This window comes from Novosphingobium album (ex Liu et al. 2023) (assembly GCF_029076845.1).
GTDB lineage: Bacteria > Pseudomonadota > Alphaproteobacteria > Sphingomonadales > Sphingomonadaceae > Novosphingobium.
Genome location: NZ_JARESE010000036.1, coordinates 1 through 16081, shown reverse-complemented (window position 1 = coordinate 16081; position 16081 = coordinate 1). Strand labels below are relative to the sequence as shown.

General features: G+C 68.0%; 16 protein-coding genes and 1 tRNA gene. 4 read left to right on the top strand and 13 right to left on the bottom strand.

The features are described from left to right. Positions 1-139 precede the first annotated feature (139 nt). A complete protein-coding gene (locus PYV00_RS11525) occupies positions 140-2335 on the top strand; it encodes a putative bifunctional diguanylate cyclase/phosphodiesterase (RefSeq protein ID WP_275228413.1) in 2196 nt (731 codons plus the stop codon). Between the two features lie 26 nt (positions 2336-2361). On the opposite strand, the gene hspQ is transcribed toward PYV00_RS11525, so the two are convergent. Then, on the bottom strand, positions 2362-2742 hold the full coding sequence (gene hspQ / locus PYV00_RS11520; RefSeq protein WP_275228412.1) for a heat shock protein HspQ: 381 nt from the start codon (positions 2740-2742) through the stop codon (positions 2362-2364). A gap of 155 nt (positions 2743-2897) precedes the next feature. Between hspQ and PYV00_RS11515 the strand changes: the two genes are divergently transcribed. From PYV00_RS11515 to PYV00_RS11505, 3 genes are all read left to right on the top strand, one after another. Continuing rightward, positions 2898-2987: transfer RNA gene (locus PYV00_RS11515), tRNA-Ser, on the top strand. Positions 2988-3166: 179 nt separating this feature from the next. After that, on the top strand, positions 3167-4024 hold the full coding sequence (locus PYV00_RS11510; protein WP_275228411.1) for a toxic anion resistance protein: 858 nt from the start codon (positions 3167-3169) through the stop codon (positions 4022-4024). A gap of 99 nt (positions 4025-4123) precedes the next feature. Continuing rightward, entirely contained in the window at positions 4124-4594 is a 471-nt protein-coding gene (locus tag PYV00_RS11505; RefSeq protein ID WP_275228410.1) for a hypothetical protein, read from the top strand. Positions 4595-4597: 3 nt separating this feature from the next. Here the strand turns inward: PYV00_RS11505 and PYV00_RS11500 are convergent, their stop codons facing one another. From PYV00_RS11500 to PYV00_RS11445, 12 genes are all read right to left on the bottom strand, one after another. Then, entirely contained in the window at positions 4598-5389 is a 792-nt protein-coding gene (locus PYV00_RS11500; RefSeq protein WP_275228409.1) for an AIM24 family protein, read from the bottom strand. A 13-nt stretch (positions 5390-5402) separates the two neighbouring features. After that, on the bottom strand, positions 5403-6326 hold the full coding sequence (locus tag PYV00_RS11495; RefSeq protein ID WP_275228408.1) for an HpcH/HpaI aldolase/citrate lyase family protein: 924 nt from the start codon (positions 6324-6326) through the stop codon (positions 5403-5405). Beyond that, the gene (locus tag PYV00_RS11490; protein ID WP_275228407.1) at positions 6323-7417 is read right to left on the bottom strand and encodes a cysteine protease StiP domain-containing protein; all 1095 of its coding nucleotides are present in this window, start codon (positions 7415-7417) and stop codon (positions 6323-6325) included. Before PYV00_RS11490 ends, PYV00_RS11495 begins: the two co-directional genes overlap by 4 nt. Further along, positions 7407-8153, bottom strand: a complete 747-nt coding sequence (locus PYV00_RS11485; RefSeq protein ID WP_275228406.1) for a hypothetical protein — start codon at positions 8151-8153, stop codon at positions 7407-7409. The genes PYV00_RS11490 and PYV00_RS11485 overlap by 11 nt, the downstream gene beginning before the upstream one ends. After that, positions 8153-9256 (bottom strand): phosphoribosyltransferase domain-containing protein, encoded by a 1104-nt coding sequence (locus tag PYV00_RS11480; RefSeq protein ID WP_275228405.1) that lies wholly within the window; start codon positions 9254-9256, stop codon positions 8153-8155. Before PYV00_RS11480 ends, PYV00_RS11485 begins: the two co-directional genes overlap by 1 nt. Then, complete coding sequence (locus PYV00_RS11475; protein ID WP_275228404.1) at positions 9250-10416, bottom strand: trypsin-like peptidase domain-containing protein; 1167 nt, start codon at positions 10414-10416, stop codon at positions 9250-9252. The genes PYV00_RS11480 and PYV00_RS11475 overlap by 7 nt, the downstream gene beginning before the upstream one ends. Positions 10417-10434: 18 nt before the next feature. Beyond that, a complete protein-coding gene (locus PYV00_RS11470; RefSeq protein WP_275228403.1) occupies positions 10435-11010 on the bottom strand; it encodes a TerD family protein in 576 nt (191 codons plus the stop codon). 53 nt (positions 11011-11063) lie between these two features. Then, positions 11064-11642 carry a TerD family protein gene (locus PYV00_RS11465; RefSeq protein WP_275228402.1) on the bottom strand — a complete coding sequence of 193 codons (579 nt, stop codon included), beginning with the start codon at positions 11640-11642 and terminating at the stop codon, positions 11064-11066. 15 nt (positions 11643-11657) lie between these two features. Next, positions 11658-12731, bottom strand: a complete 1074-nt coding sequence (locus PYV00_RS11460) for a DUF475 domain-containing protein (protein ID WP_275228401.1) — start codon at positions 12729-12731, stop codon at positions 11658-11660. A gap of 26 nt (positions 12732-12757) precedes the next feature. Then, positions 12758-13924, bottom strand: coding sequence for a TerD family protein (locus PYV00_RS11455; RefSeq protein ID WP_275228400.1), 1167 nt, complete (start codon positions 13922-13924; stop codon positions 12758-12760). Between the two features lie 25 nt (positions 13925-13949). After that, positions 13950-14534 (bottom strand): TerD family protein, encoded by a 585-nt coding sequence (locus PYV00_RS11450; protein ID WP_275228399.1) that lies wholly within the window; start codon positions 14532-14534, stop codon positions 13950-13952. A 288-nt stretch (positions 14535-14822) separates the two neighbouring features. Beyond that, positions 14823-15863: an ATP-grasp domain-containing protein gene (locus PYV00_RS11445; RefSeq protein ID WP_275228398.1), complete on the bottom strand. Its 1041-nt coding sequence runs from the start codon at positions 15861-15863 to the stop codon at positions 14823-14825. Between the last annotated feature and the right edge of the window lie 218 nt (positions 15864-16081).

Here is a 16081-nt window from a genome sequence, read left to right as displayed (position 1 = left end):
GGTGCCGTATAGACAGGACAGACTCTAGGCATTCCTCACTAAGCCGCGCCACGCGATTTCTTAACGGCGCTGACCCGATAGCCGCGGTGTGAGAACGGCCGTGCCATCGCCAAGCCAGAACTCCCCGGCAGGAAAGTTCGTGACGCTGATCGCGGCGGTTTCGCTGCTGATCGTCTGCGCTATCGTCGGGCTGCTGCTATGGTCCGCGCACGCCGTCGATCGCATCTCGCGCCAGCATGACGCGGCGATCGTGGCGCTGGTGCTCGACAAGGTCGAACGGCGGACCGCCCATATCCAGGAAGCCGCCACGATCTCGGACGAATCGGTCGCCAAAGTGGCGCAGCGGCCGTTGGATCTCGACTGGCTCGATCACAAGCTGGGCACCTGGTTCCACGGCTTCGCCGCCATCGACGAGATCTACCTGCTGAACCCGCGTGACGAGCCGATCTATGCCATGCGCGATGGCCGGCGCGTCGCGCCCGACGCCTTCGCCGCCGTCGCCGCCACGATCCGTCCCTTCGTCGCGCGGCTGCGGCGGATGGGGCCCATGCTGCCGACCGGCCAGGCGAAGGACGACCTGACGCCGCTGAGCCCCGGCGTGGCCGACCTTGCCATGATCCGCGGGCGCCCGGCCATCGTCAGCGCCAAGCCGATCATCCCGGAAACGGCCGGCAAGGCGCCCGGCCCGCGAGAGGCGGCGGTGCATGTCAGCGTCATCTATCTCGATGAAGCGGTGATCGGTGCGATCAGCCGGCGATACGGGCTGGCCGACGCGCGCTATTCGCGCCAGCGCGCATCGCACTGGGGCGAGGCATCGTTGCCGCTGGTGGGGCAAGACGGGCACGGGATCGGCTATGTCCTCTGGCGGCCGTTCGCGCCGGGCTGGCAAGTGACCGGCGATGTCGGCCCGGTGCTGCTGATCGGCCTGCTGCTGTCGGTCGCGGTGATCTATGTCCTGGCCCGGCGCCTGGCCCGCAAGACGCTCGACCTTGAGGAAAGCCGCGTCCAGGCCCAGCATCTGGCGCTGCACGACGGGCTGACCGGGCTGCCCAACCGCGCCCTGTTCGAAAGCCGGCTCGACGATGCGCTGGCGCGCTGCCGGCGCGATCGCACGCTGGTCGCGCTGCTTTACATCGATCTCGACCGCTTCAAGCAGGTGAACGACAGCCTGGGCCATCCCGCGGGCGACTTGCTGATCCGCGAAGTCGCCCGGCGCCTGACCACCGAAGTGCGCGGATACGACATGGTCGCGCGGCTGGGCGGCGATGAATTCGGCATCTTGATCGTCGCGCCCGAGGACCGCGAAGCGGTCGAACGGATCTGCGCGCGCGTCGTCGCCGAACTGGCCTGCCCGTTCGATCTGGCCGGCGCGCAATCGTTCATCGGCGCCAGCATCGGCGTCGCCATGGCGCCGACCGACGGCCTGGGGCAGACCGATCTGGCCCGCAAGGCCGACATCGCCCTTTACAAGGCCAAGATGCACGGCCGCAGCCGCTATGTCTTCTTCGAACCGTGGATGGACGAAGTGGTGCGCATTCGCGAAACCACGCATCGCGAGCTGCGCCTGGCGATCACGGACTGCGACAACCAGCTCAAGGTGCTTTACCAGCCGGTCTTCTCGACCATCACGGGCGCGGTCACCGGCGTGGAGGCGCTGCTGCGCTGGGACCATCCGGTGAACGGCATCATCAGCCCGGACGAATTCATCGGCTCGGCCGAGGAATCGGGCCTGATCGAAGTGCTGGGCGCCTGGGTACTGCGCAAGGCGATGCACGACGCGGCCGACTGGCCGGGCCTGCGCATCGCGGTGAACGTCTCGCCGGTCCAGATGCGCAGCCGCGCCTTCGCCGATTCGATCGTCGCGCTGATGGCGGAAACCGGCATCGCGCCGGGCCGGCTCGAACTGGAGATCACCGAAACCGTGCTGATGGGCGATTTCGCCGACGTGGCCGATGCACTCGCCCGGCTGCGCGGGATCGGCGTCACCGTGGCGCTCGACGATTTCGGCACCGGCTATTCCTCGCTCAGCCACATCCGCGATATCGCGGTGGACCGGATCAAGATCGACCAGTCCTTCGTCAACGCGATCGACGCCGGGCAAGGCATGGCGCTGGTCGAGGCGGTCGTCGCGCTGGCCAAGGCCAATGGCCTGCAGATCACCGCCGAGGGCGTGGAGACGGAGCGCGAACTGGAATTCCTCACCAGCCTGGGCTGCCACGAAGTGCAAGGCTATCTGCTGGGCCGGCCCATCGGCGCGGCGGGGATCACCGCGATCCTGGGCCACGCCGCGCGCGACGGCGCCGCCAGCACCGCGATCAGCTACCGCGCCGCCTAGCGCCGATCGACGGCAGGGATCACGCTCTAGTGAGTCAGGCCCTGGCGCAAGCGATACCGCCCGCCGGCATAAGCCTCGAACATCTGGGACAGCGAGGGATGGTCGACCGGCCCGCTCTCGCCGTCCTCGGTCAGGTTCTGCTGGCTGACGTAGGCGACATAGCTCGAATCGTCGTTCTCGGCCAGGAGGTGGTAATAAGGCTGATCGCGCCGCGGGCGGATCTCCACCGGAATCGATTCGTACCACTCGTCGGAATTGGCGAAGACCGGGTCGATATCGAAGACGACTCCCCGGAAATCCTGGTTCTTGTGACGGACGACATCGCCGATGGCGAAGCGCGCCCTGGTCTGGCGGGGAGCGTCGATCACGCGCCCGGCCTGCGGAGAAAAGAAGGACGCACGGTTCATAGACCCAGCATATAGGTTTTGTGCGGATGCGAAACAAGCAAGCGCCACGCGCGATCCCCCGAATTCACCCCGGAAGGGCTTGGCAAGCGCCAACTTCTCCGCTAACCGCCGCCCTTCGTTTGACCAGGCGGGCCTCCCGCCGTCGCACGCTTCGCGGAGAGGTGGCAGAGAGGTCGAATGCGCCGCACTCGAAATGCGGTTTACGGGCAACCGTAACGTGGGTTCGAATCCCACCCTCTCCGCCATATTTTCACGCGCGACAATCCCCCAGGAACAAGGCCGGCGTCGATGCCTTCGCGCCAGCGAAGCCCGGTGGTACTGACGTGATCGTCCCCCGTCACCTCGGTCGAGATGGGGCTTGAGGGGATGTCGCGGACTTCGCTACTAGGCGTGCTTGTCATGCTCATACGAGGCGGAGACATTTGTGACGGTGCCGCCCAAGCGAACGCGTGATGCCGACGCCGTCTCTTTGCAACTCCTCAGGCAATGGCTGGCAGGCAGCGAGGATGATACCGTCTCGGCAATCGATCGCCTCGGTCGCGAGGCCATCCGGGACGCGGCGCGGGCAGGCGATCGGCTGGGGCGGGACGCGGCCACATCGTCGTCGGATAACGTGCTGCGGGATTTGCAGGCGCTGGCCGATGCCTATGCACCCGCTCCGCGCCGACGCTTCCCGTTTTCGCTGGGCGCGCGCGCGAACAGGCCCACTCCGTCCGATCTGGACACCCTGGCCACCAGCCTGGAGCACGAGCGGGACAATCTCGCCCGCCAGCTTATCGGCATCTCCACCGACACGTCCCGGCTGCAGGCCGCCGAAGGGGGCCTGGAGGACGCCCTAGCGCTGATCCGCGCCTGCGGGGCGGCAGTGGAGGCGGCGGCGCGCGAAATTTCGGTGGACCGGCCCGACCGGGCCCGGTTCCTGCGCGAAACGGCCGCCCCCCGCCTGCTCGCGCGCGAGCAGGACGTACTGACGCAGATGGCCGTGACCCGGCAAGGCGTGATGGCGCTGCAATGGGTTGCCGAGGGCCAGCGCGCGCTGGCGCTGGCGCTGGAGCGCGCGCGCGAAACCACCATGGCGGCGCTGCGCACCGCCCTGGCGACCCGCCGGGCGATCGAGGACAATCGTGACCTGCTGCGGCAGGCAGATGCGCTGGAACGCAGCGTGGAAGCGGCGCGCTCGGCTCCAGCTTCCCGCCAAGATGTCGAGCGCGCGCTTGCCGATGCCGTGGAGCAGGTGCGCCGCGCCATCGCCGCCGCGCAAGCCTCCACCCGCGCGCGCTAGCATCTTGATCCGCCCGGGTGGAGTGCCGGCCGGCTTCGATCCAGCCCCGCTGTATTCAGCCTCTAGCGTTGGTTGCGCAGGTCGCATAGGATGGCCTGCGTGGTCGGTTTTCTCGATAGATTGGCGGAGTGGCTTGGCGGCAAGGCCGCGCCCGCGCCGGCCTTGCGTGAGAAGGAAAAGCCGCTTCCCGCGATCGATGCCGAGGACCCCCGGCTGCCCGAGGCTTCGCGCCCGCTCGTCGCGCGGATGCTGGCGCTGATCGCCGATATCGAGGCACGCACGCAAGGCGACACGCTGATGGTCTCGGCGCTGACCGAAGTCCGCCAGATGCGCGAAAGCCACTTGCCCCGGCTGATCGCCAGCTATGCCGAGATTCCCGCCGCGCACCGCGCCGAGATCTTCCGCCAGACCGGCCGCTCGGCCAGCTACAATCTCAACCAGGGGCTCGAGAAGATGATTGCCCGTCTGGAGGGGCTGTCACGCTCGCTGGCGCAGGAGGATCTCGACAGCTTCGCGGACAACCTGCGCTTCATCGATCACCGCTATGGCAACGACGATCCGCTAGCCTGAGGATCATCCCAGACGAACGGTCGGCGTCAGCCAGACGGTGCCGTGCCCGCGAAATACATAGACCAGCCCCTCGCCGCTGCGCATCGCATTGCGCAGCCCGCGCACCAGCGGACGCAATTCGACCTGCAACCCGGCCGAGAACATCAGCATCAGGTCGCCATCGACGATAAGCTCGTCCTGGCCATCAAGCTCGACCACCTCGATCTCATCCACCGGCACGGGCGCCTCGACCACGAAGGCGCCCCGCCCGGTCAGCTTGGGCTGCATCAGGCCATTGCCCGACAGGATGCCCTGGACCGAACGATGAACGTGCGTCGAAAGCTCGATATTGGCATCGCAGGCATAGAAGGCGCCGTCGTCCAGGATCAGCGCATCGCCGGGCCCGTCCATCGAAGCGAGGATGAAGTGCTTGGCCGTCGCCTCGGTCCAGACTTCGCCCTGCCCCGAATAGCGCGTGGCAAAGGCGCTTTCGCCCGAACCGGCCGAGGTGATCGTGCGCTTGAGGAAACCGCCGGCCCCGGCGTTCTTCTGGACGTCCACCTGCAGCCGCCCGTGGGCATATTGCAGCGCGCCAGGCTCAAGCAGGGCCGCCCCGCCGGCCAGCACGATGCGCACCTGCCGGGCAGTCGCGCCATGCGGCGGGTGGAGATGGACGACAGCGGCCGTGCCGTTCTGAGCCGGGCCGGGAACGTGGACCGGCCCGCCCAGCGCGTGGCTCTTGCGCGCGAACTGATAAAGCTCGAAGCGCACGCTGGCGCTGCCCTGCTCGTCGATCTTGGTGCGATATGCGCTCACAGCGTCCTCCCGATCATGCCCTCAACGCAACGGGATCGGCGATCCCGAAAAATGCCGCCCGTTCCAGCAGGCGTTCGGCCCAGCCGCGATGCGTGGCGGGCTCGCACATCACGCCTTCGCGCCCGAACACGGCCGGACCGCCTTCGGCCAGCATCAGGCGCGCTTCCTCCACCTCGTTCGCCGGCGCCGCGAGCGCGGTCTGGATCACGGGAATCTGGGTGGGGTGGATGGCGGTCTTGGTCAGCAGGCCATGCTCGATATCGCGCATAACCTCCTCGCGCAGCAGCGCCGTATCCGCAAAGCGCTCCAGCACGGGCGCGCTCAGCGCGAAGCCCCAGGGCGCGAAGCCGGCGATAAGCTGGGCCATCACTCCGCCCAGTGGCCCTTCGTAGGCGGTCCGATGGGCCGCGCGGCGCAGCCCCATCGCCTGCAACAAGTCATTGCCGCCGATCCGCAGCGCCAGGATGCGGTCCTGCACCGCCAGAAGCTGATCGCGGAAGCGGCGCATCTCCTGGGGGTCACAGGTCTCGCGGGTTTCCAGCGTCGGCATCAGCCGGTGCCGGTCATGGAGCGGCAGGGCCAGATAGGCGGGCATCGAATCCGCATGGGCCTTGGGCACGACGAAGCCGTCGATCCGCTCGATCCCCGGCATGCACAGGATATGCTCCAGCATCGCGGCCGAGCGCGGGCGGACGAACAGCAGCGGGTCGGTCGACGCCGGCTCCCGCGTGGCCAGCGCGCGAAGGAATGTCGCGAGATGCGCCAGCGCAGTGGGCAGATCGCATTCGCGCACCGAATCCTCAAGGCACAGGACCGCCGAACGCAGGCCCGGCGGGCGCCGTGCCCCGATCACCGCAACGAAGAGATCGCCCCTCATGCACGGCACATAAAGCGTCGCGCCCAGCGCGATGGGAGAGATCGATCCGGTCACGCTCATGCCTCGTTCCCCAGGCCACGAATGATCGCCACGGCCCGATAGTGCGAGCTTTCGCCCAGCGGCTCGACCGGGATGCGGTGGGCGACGGCGAGATGAAGCAGATGCGCGACGTCCGCGTCCTGCGGATCGCGGACCAGCAGCCGCTCGGGCATACGGCGCAGCAGCGCGCGCGTGGCTTCGGCGATGCCGGGCTTGATGCGGTTGCGATCGCGCGTGCCGGCGCGGGCAAGCAGCGCCTGCACCATATCCTCGCACCCCGCCATCAGCGCGGCCCTCCTGCCGGTATGGTCGGCGACCGGCCGCGGCGCGGCAGCGGCCGCGAGCGGGGCGATGGCATCGACGAACGCCCGCGACAGATCGGCGTGGGCATAGTGGGGATAGGTGACGCAGGCGTGAAAATCGCCCGAGCCGACGACCTCGTCGTTCAGCACCGAACGGCTGACCAGCCCCGAAACTATGCCGTTGAGCAGCCCCGATGCGATCAGGTAATCGTCGTCCGTCGCGGCGAAGTCGGCCTGTCCGGCCGGATCGGCGATCACCGCCAGCTCCGCCGCGAAGCCGTGCGAACGCGCCGCCAGCGAGGCGCGCAGCTCGCCCGCGATGGCGCCCTTGCCGGTCCATCCGTCAACGAACACCGCATCGCGCGGATCGTGGCGCGCGGCGATATGCGCCAGCGCCACCCGATCGAGGCCGCGATCACGGATGATGCTGATCGAATAGTGGCTTGCCCGATGCCCCCAGGCCCGCAGCGTGCGCGCCAGCAGCACGCCGATCGGCGTGCCCGCCCGCGCCAGCGAGACCAGCACGATCTCGCCGCCGGGCCGCTGCCCGGCGATCCGCGCGGCAAGGCTGGCCACGTCCTGGGCCAGGCGGGCGCCGTTGCGCGCCAGCGCGGCGTGGTACAGCGCGAGATAATCCTGGTCGGGAATGGTCTCGGGCGCGATCATCTCCGAATAGTGCCGGCGGCCAGACTGGATCGCCGCTTCCTTGGCGGCCACGTCGGTCGCGGCCATCGCGATCGGCTTCAGCAGGAAGGTGACGTCCTCCGGTGCGTAGCTGCCGGAAAAGCCCGTCATGACCTCAAGCGCCATCGAACAGGCCCCCGGCAAGCTGCGAGCGGGTGGGCATCATCGCGAAATCGCAAAGGCCCATGAACGGCGCGTCGGTCAGGCTGTCGCCGATGCCGATCACCGGCGCATCGGGAAACCGCGCGCGCAAGCCGGGAAGAATGTGCGCGACGGCGTGCCGCTTGCCCAGGTAAGGCGGCATCAGGGCCACGTTGTTGCCGTTGCGATGGTCGGTCCAGCCCGGCGGTAGCGCCGGCACCGCGGCATCGACGACGGCGAACAGGGTCGCGTCGTCCGCATCCGCGTGCTTGGCCAGAGTGTAGAGTGGCATGTCGCCCTCCAACAGCACGCGCGCGTTGATCGCGACGCCGCGCGTTTGCGCCACCACCGTGATGGCCTCGGCAAGCCCGGCAAGCTCGCCGGCGTGAGACGCGGCGCGCGCGGCGATCATGCCTTCCCACCGGGCATCGACCTCTCCCGCTTCGTCCAGCACGACGCCGCCATGGGCGCAGACCGCCGCGCGAAAGGGGATGCGTGCCCGCCGCAAGGCATCGAGGCTGCGCGCGGTCACGGGCACCAGATGCGTCGTCTCGGCCAGCCACTGGATGAAGCGCATCTGGCGCGGCGTCGCATAGCTCAGCGGAGAGCCGTCCTTCGCGAAGCCCAATGCCGTCAACCGCTGATGCGGCACGTCGGGCGGGCACTTGCGCAAGGTCTGGAACAGGGTGTCGTCCAGATCGACCAGGGCGATGGCGCGCATCAGGCGTCCCACCCGATAAGCCGGGCGTCAAGCGCGGCGATCAGCGCGGGATCGATCGTGGCCGCGCCGGTCTCATGCCCGATCCAGGTCGTCCGCCGGTCCGCCGGGTCGGCGTTGTAGAGGTAGTTCGGCACGCTGGTTCCATAGTTGTCGGCAAAGCACAGCCGGGTCTTCATCGCCGCCGCCACGCGGGCCGGGCTGCGGCTCGTGGCCTGCACCACCACGTCGTGACCCTCGCGCGCCATCCGTTCGGCCAGGCGGAAAGGCAGGTAGGTGAACTCGCCGGTGCCGACGATGCGCAGCGGCCCCGCGACCGGCGGCAGCGGCGCGGACGGCGGATCGGCGACCGGCGCATCCAGCCCCAGCCGGCCGAAATTGCGATGGGCGTCCATCCGGCCCAGCGATGCCGCGGCCATGTCGAATGCCGCATCGGCGACGGGCGCCTGCCCCTGCGTCCATGCCAGCCGGCCGGTGAGCAGGGACGCGACGCGGGCCGGGCGCGGCATCCGCGCCTGCCAGCCGCGCCCAGCCGACCAGTCGGTGAGCGTCGCCACCACGATCGCCTCGACCTCCGGCCATGCCTCCACCAGCGCCCGCGCCAGATTGCACAGGGTCGTGCCGGTAGAGATCTCGTCGTCGACGATCACCAGCGAGCGCGGCCGGGGAAGCGCGGGACGATAGATGAGATGCGCGGAGGCGTGGCTGTGCGGCTCCTCGAAGCGGCAGAGCAGCGGGTGGTCCAGCCGCTGGCGCGTCGAGTGGATGAAATGGATGTCGTCGCGCCCGCTTGCCAGGCGCAGTTCCTCGTGGACGGTCTGGCCCAGGCATACGGCGGTCTCGGCCAGCCCCACCACCATGACCGGCCCCGGCAGGTCCGCCGGGATGCGCGCGGCAAGATCGCGAACGCTGCGGCGCATGACCCGCGGGGCGACGGGCAGATGCCGCCCGAGCACGCGCGAGACGACGAGGAAGCCGCGCCTGGGGTTTTCCCGCGCGGCAAAGTCGCACAAGTCGTCTAGCGGCCAGGCGGCCTCTTCCACTGTGATGTCGAGGCGCCCGGTCGGAAGCGCGATGGATCGGGAAAGCGTCGGGAAGGTCAGCATTCGCAGGTGATCCGGGCGATCGTCTCGCGCGCCTGCCGGACCACGGCCGCGCGGCCGACGATCCTGGGATCGGGCCCGGCCACGGGCAGCTCCATACCGAAAGAATCCAGAAAACTGAGGATGATGGCCCCCTTGATGCCGAAGTTGATATTTTCCGCGCTGCCGCCGGACTGGCGGATGCGGTCCAAATTGAGCGAAGAGCTCACCAGCCCGACCAGATGCCCGGCCATGTCCAGGATCGGACCGCCGCTGTTGCCGCTGGCGATGGGCGCGGTGAACTGGAAGACGGTGCTGTCGTTGCCGATGCCGCACAGGGCCGCGATGTTGCCCGCGCTTGCCTGCGGCCCGGTTCCCAACAGCCCTTGCAGCGGAAAGCCGAGCGCGACGATGTCCTCGCCCAGATGCAGCCCGACTTGCGCGCGGAACCGCGCCGTCTCCGGCAACTGGACCTCCACGCGCAGCAGCGCAAGGTCATTGCGCGGATCGGCGAAGACGATCGCCGCGTCGATCGGGCGACCGCCCGCGTGGACCGTGACCGCGCGGGCACCGTCCACGACGTGGGCATTGGTGAGGATATGATGGTGCCCGATGGCAACGCCGCTGCCGCTAGACGTGCCGCTGCCACCGGCCCGGTCATGCCCGTCGCCGCTTTCGCGTTCGGGCGGCCGCAGGCGCGGGATCAGCCGCTGCACCCATTCATGGTCGATCCCGTGCGCCCCGGCGATGGCGCTCAGCCCCATCGCGAAGCCCTGCCCGTTGGCGGCCAGGCGCCAGGCGCCCTGGTGCCGGTAGCATTCGATCAGGATGACCGCCGCGTCATCGCGGCCGCGCAGATCCACCGCGAAGCGCAGATCGCCGCCCTCGAGCGTCAGCGGTGAGGCGATCGGCCGATTGCCGCGATCGAACGCGACCAGCAGCAGCCGCTCCACTTGCGCGGGCACGCGGCCGGGATCGAACCACAGCCGGTGCGCTTCCTCGAACCGCGCCGCCGGGCGCATCTCGCGCGTCACGCCATCGATCGGCGGGAACGCGGGCGATGCCTGTCGATCAGCCTCCAACGCGATCAACGCCAGCGCGGGGCAATCGGGATCGCTGCCCGCGAGCGCGAAAGTGCACTCGCCGGAGACAGGAGCCCGTTCCCCCGCGATCAGATTACGCACGAGCGGGCGCGATTTGCGTCAGACGTTGACGCCGAACGACGAAGCCAGCGGACCCAGTCCGCCAGCGAAGCCCTGGCCGATCGCCTTGAACTTCCACTCGCCGCCGTGGCGATAGAGATCGCCGAAGATCATCGCCGTCTCGGTGGAGGCATCTTCCGACAGGTCATAGCGGGCGATCTCGGCACCGCCATCCGCGTTGACCACGCGAATGAACGCGTTCGAGATCATGCCGAAGTTCTGCCGGCGGTTATCCGCGTCATGGATCGTGACCGCGAAGCTCAGCTTCTGCACTTCGGCCGGCACCTGATCGAGCGAGACCGCCACGACCTCGTCATCGCCGCTGCCTTCGCCGGTCAGGTTGTCGCCCTGGTGGACGACCGAGCCGTTGCCGCCGTTCTTGTTGTTGTAGAACACGAAATCGGCGTCCGAGCGCACTTTGCCCGCCTCGCCGAGCAGGAACACGCTGGCGTCGAGGTCGAACGCGCTGCCGTCGGTCACGCGCGTGTCCCAGCCCAGCCCGACGCGAACCGCCTTGAGGCCCGGTGCTTCCTTGCTGAGGCTGACGTTGCCGCCCTTGGAAAGTGAAACTGCCATCTTGATCTCTCCTGCCGCCGGCCCTGGCCGGCCTGGTTGAAAGCCTTGCGGCCCTAGCCGATGCTGACTCCGAAATTGCGGGCGAGCGGCGCCAAACCGCCCTTGTAGCCCTGCCCGACGGCGCGGAACTTCCACTCGCCGTTGTAGCGATAGACTTCGCCGAAGATCATCGCGGTCTCGGTCGACGCGTCCTCGGCCAGGTCGTAGCGCGAGATCTCGCGCCCGGTCGCATCGTTGACGATGCGGATGAAGGCGTTCGACACCATGCCGAAGCTCTGGCGGCGCGCTTCGCCATCGTGAATGGTGACCGCGATGGCGATCTTCTGCACTTCGGCGGGAACGCGGGTCAGTTCCACCGTCAGCGCTTCGTCGTCGCCGTCGCCTTCGCCCGTGCGGTTGTCGCCGGTATGCTCCACCGAGCCATCGGGCGAGCGCAGGTTGTTGTAGAAGATGAAATCGCCGTCGGCGCGCACCTTGTCGCCCGCGCCGAGCAGGAAGGCGCTCGCGTCAAGATCGAAGTCCGCCCCGTCGGTCGCGCGGGTATCCCAGCCCAGGCCGATCAGGATCCGGGTGAGATTGGGTTCTTCCTTGGAAAGGCTGACATTGCCGCCCTTGGCCAGACTTACTGACATGATGCGCGCTCCTGCTCAGGTATGGTCGAGATGCTCGCCAGTCGCCGTGACCGGCGTGGCGTCCCTGCGGTTGCTCCGCAGCGAATCGTAGAAGGCGAGGCCGATCAGCGCCGCGCCGATCAGGCCCGTGACGGTCTCCGGGATGGCGAACCGCACCGACAGCAGCATGATCGCGGCAAGCGCGACAATGGCATAGAACGCGCCATGCTCAAGAAAGCGGTACTCCGCCAGCGTGCCCTTATCGACCAGCATGACCGTCATCGAACGAACGAACATCGCGCCGATGCCAAGGCCCAGCGCGATGATGAACAGGTTGTTCGACAGCGCGAAGGCGCCGATCACCCCATCGAACGAGAACGACGCGTCGAGCACTTCGAGGTAGAGGAAGCCCGCGAGGCCGGACCTGGCCACCGTGCCCGCCGCATCCGCGACATGTTCTTCCTGTTCGAGCAGGGCGCCGACCGACTGGACCGCGATATAGGTCAACAGGCCGAAAATGCCCGATGCGATGAAGGTCATCGCCTCCTCCGGCCCGATCAGACGGGACATGCCGTAAAGGACCAGCAGGACGATGCCGATCGCCAGGCCGGAAATGCGCGAAAGATCGGAAAACGGCCGCTCGATCACCCCGATCCAGTGCACGTCCTTGTCCTCGTCGAGAAAGAACGTGAGCCCGACCATCGCCAGGAAGGCGCCGCCGAAGCCGGAGATGCCGACATGGGCATCGGTGATGATCTGCTCGTAGCGGACGGGGTCGCTCGCGGCCAGGATGATCGCATCGATCGGCCCCATCCGCGCGGCGACCGCGACGATCGCCAGCGGGAAGATGATGCGCATCCCGAACACCGCGATCACGATGCCCCAGGTCAGGAAGCGCCGGCGCCAGACCGCGTCCATGTCGCGCAGCACGGTGGCGTTGACCACCGCGTTGTCAAACGAAAGCGAGACTTCCAGCACGCCGAGCACGGCCACGATCCAGAGGATGCCCAGTGTCCCCATGAGGGCGCCGGTCATCCCCCAGCCCAGCCAGGCGGCGATCGCCAGGCAGATCGCCGTGAAGATGAAGGAGCCCTTGTAATATTTGAACACGTTGATCCCCGTTCGCCGCTCTGGGTTCAGTCCTTGCGCCCGGCGACCCAGCGCAGGCCCCACCCGAGGCTCTCGTCCAGCATCTTCTGGTCACGCACGTAGTTCACGATGCGCGTCGCCTTCAGGCGCCCGGCATCGTTCTCGATCAGCACGATGCCGCACAGGCGCCGGTCGTTGCGGCCTTCGGTCATGCGCACCTCAACCGGCGGCTGATCGGGCATGGTGACGAGCACCACGCCATCGGTCTGCTGCCAATTGGGAACACCGTCATAGATGTTGGCGAAGATCGCGATGCGCCGGATCTCGTTCCAGTACGCGCCATTGATCCGCAGCGTCTCGCCTTGCGAGACGTCGCCGGTGCGATCATCACCCGACAGGGCGATATAGGGCGGCTGCGCAAAGGCGCCGAAGACGTTGCCCAGCGCCTGAACCACGCCCTTGCGCCCGTCCGCCAGCTCGAACAGGCAGCCCAGATCGAGGTCGATCGCCGAGCCGCCGCCGAAGAGGCCCTTGCGCCCGCGCGACCAGTTGAGATTGACCGTGATCTCGCCAAAGCTCGCGCCGCGCTTTTCCAGGCTGACCGTCTGGCCCGGCTTTTCCAGCGTCACCTTGCCGAGCCTTACCGGCGTGGACGGCGGAGGTGGCGGCGCGGCCGGTGCATCCTCGGCCACGTCGATGCCGAAGGATCGCGCCAGCGGCGCAAGGCCGCCGTTGAAGCCTTGCCCCACCGCGCGGAATTTCCACTGTCCGTTGCGCCGGTACAGTTCGCCGAACGTCATCGCCGCCTCGCTCGCGCCGACGAGGTGCGGGCGGAATACCAGAGCCGGCGCCCCGCCCGCCGGCGCGACGGTGATCGCCGCGCCTTCGAGCAGCGCCAGGGTCTGTCCCCTGGCCTGCGCCTCGTGGATGGTGACGCAGAACACCACGCGCTCGATCGCGGCGGGCAGGCGCGCCAGGTCCACTTCGAACGCGCCTTGCCCGATGCCCGAAACGAAGCGCACGCCGCCTTCCGCGCCTTGCGGCTGATTGTAGAACACCATGTCCGCATCGCCGCGGACCCGGCCCGAGGCCGTGAGCAGATAGGCCGAGGCATCGGCATCGATGGCGGGCCCGGCCGCCGGGGTCCAGGCGAACGCGATCGCCAGCGCCTCGCCCGGAACCGCCGCGTTCGCGCCTTGCTGCAGATCGGTCATCGCCGGGCCTCGATCCGGGGCGGGGTCAAAGCGCGCCGAGGATGATCGGCATCATGTCCTGGAACGTGCGGCCGCTGGTGCGTTCGCCCAGCGCCTTCATTTCCCAGCCGTCGCCGCTGCGCATCACCTTGGCCATGACCTGGCCGGTGTGCGAACCCGCGCCGGTGAGGTCAAAACGCGCCAGTTCCTTCCCGTTGGTCGAATCGACCAGCCGGCAATAGGCGTTCTCGATCCGATCGAAGCTGTCGCCCAAGAAGCTGTTCACCGTGAACAGCAGCGTCTGGACATTGGCGGGAAGGCGCATGAGATCGACATTGATGACCTCGTCATCCCCGTCGCCCGCGCCGGTGCGATTGTCGCCGCTGTGGACAATGCTGCCATCGCCACTCACCAGCTGGCGAAACCACACCTGATCGAGCAGATTGCGCTGCGCATCGAACAGCAGGCACGACGCGTCGAGATCGATCTCGCCGCCGCCACCGCCAGTAAGCCTGGCGAAGAAGCCCTTGGCCTGGCGCACATCCCAGCCCAGCCCCATCGCCACGCGGGTCAGCGTGCCACCGCCGGATTTTTCCAGGCGAACCGATTCGCCCTTTTGCAGACTAACCACGCAATACTCCCGCTGAAACCCGCGGCCACGCGTGGAACCCAAGGCAAAGCAAGGGCCACGCGATTGCCAGCAAATGTGCTTTCTCTGTGCGGATGCCGACCTGGCCGATCTTCGCAGCCGCTCTCTTAGCGGTTTAACCAAGGCAGTTTTTTGACAGGATCGAGCCGCGGGGGATCTCTCGTTCCGAAATATGCGTTCGCAAGCGCGGCGATGGCCACGACCGGCTGGCTTTCCGCACCGCTCGGCAATGTCCGGCGGATCGCCGTCACTGTCCCGCGCGCCGGCGCCCTATGCCTGGCTGGCGGTGGCCAATTCCTTCTGAATGGCCGGTTCGACCCTGCGCTCGGCGCGCGTGACGGCAATGATCTCGGCATCGATGTCCGCGGTGAAGGGCCTCGCCTTGCCCATCACCGCGTCGATCCAGGTCGTGCAGAACGGAATGCCGACCTCGTCGCAATAGGACGCCCCGCCGGCCGCGCGCGCGTTGATCTCAAGGATCCGCCACTCGCCACGCCGGTCCTGCTTGTACTGGACGTTGATCGCGCCGTGCAGGCCGTGCCGGCGCACCAGGCCCGTCGCATGGGCGATCAGCGCATGGCGGGTCAGGATCCGCTGCCGGTTGGCGTCCAGCTTGATCCGCGCCGCCGCCAGCATCACCGCGCCGCGATCGGCGACGATGTCTACCGATGCTTCCTGGCCGGGCAGATATTCCATGACCAGGAGGGAGAACGGCTCGCCCAGTTCCTCGGCCCGGCGCAGCGAGGCCGCGTAGACTTCGGGCGCGATCCGGCGGGCGTCGGGATCGGCAAGGTGCGCCAGCGGCCTGTCCGCGTCCAGCGTCCAGTACCCGGCCCCGTACACGCCCCTGCGAGGCTTGACGCAGGCCGCGCCGCCAAGCCCGGCCATGGCGCTCACCGCGTCCTCGAACGCGGCCGCCGTCGTCACCACCCGCGTCGGGCAAAGATAGGGATCACCCGCCAGGGAGTTGGCGAAAGCGGCCTTGTCGTCGAGCAGTTCCAGCGTATCGGCATCGGCCGCCAGATGCACCCGGATGCCGGCGGCCGCGAAACGATCCAGCCCCCTTGCCACGCCGAGCTTGCCGCGCTGGGGCACCAGGATATCGATCCCGTGCGTCACGGCCGTTTCCAGAAGCCAGTTCGTGTAGTCGACGGCGCCACGCGCGGGCTCAAGCCAGAAAACCGGAGCGACATCCCGAACCGGAGCCTGCGCATCGACGGCGCTCAGGAAAAGCTGAACCTGCGGCCGCTCGGCGACGATGCGACGCACGACATTGCGCATCGAGAACGATTGATTGAACCAGATTCTCATTTTGCGTTTGGCATTTTCCGTTGGGCAACCTTGGCCGGAATGCGTTGATCGGGCCGGGCGCGGGACGCGTGAGCGCCCCTCCTAGCGCGTCACCGCGCCACATGCATCGGCCAATCGTGCGCGAGCAGTCCAGGCTGAAGCGGAAATCCCATGATGCGCGGCGACAACTACGATGGCCGGTTGAGCGGCGACTATGATGGCCGGTAGGATCGGTTGTC

Excerpts from the sequence above, each read along its gene's own strand:
- hspQ (WP_275228412.1), bottom strand. The coding sequence starts at position 2,742 with ATGAACCGTGCGTCCTTCTTTTCTCCGCAGGCCGGGCGCGTGATCGAC.
- PYV00_RS11495 (WP_275228408.1), bottom strand. The coding sequence starts at position 6,326 with ATGAGCGTGACCGGATCGATCTCTCCCATCGCGCTGGGCGCGACGCTT.
- PYV00_RS11490 (WP_275228407.1), bottom strand. The coding sequence starts at position 7,417 with ATGGCGCTTGAGGTCATGACGGGCTTTTCCGGCAGCTACGCACCGGAG.
- PYV00_RS11485 (WP_275228406.1), bottom strand. The coding sequence starts at position 8,153 with ATGCGCGCCATCGCCCTGGTCGATCTGGACGACACCCTGTTCCAGACC.
- PYV00_RS11480 (WP_275228405.1), bottom strand. The coding sequence starts at position 9,256 with ATGCTGACCTTCCCGACGCTTTCCCGATCCATCGCGCTTCCGACCGGG.
- PYV00_RS11470 (WP_275228403.1), bottom strand. The coding sequence starts at position 11,010 with ATGGCAGTTTCACTTTCCAAGGGCGGCAACGTCAGCCTCAGCAAGGAA.
- PYV00_RS11465 (WP_275228402.1), bottom strand. The coding sequence starts at position 11,642 with ATGTCAGTAAGTCTGGCCAAGGGCGGCAATGTCAGCCTTTCCAAGGAA.
- PYV00_RS11455 (WP_275228400.1), bottom strand. The coding sequence starts at position 13,924 with ATGACCGATCTGCAGCAAGGCGCGAACGCGGCGGTTCCGGGCGAGGCG.
- PYV00_RS11445 (WP_275228398.1), bottom strand. The coding sequence starts at position 15,863 with ATGAGAATCTGGTTCAATCAATCGTTCTCGATGCGCAATGTCGTGCGT.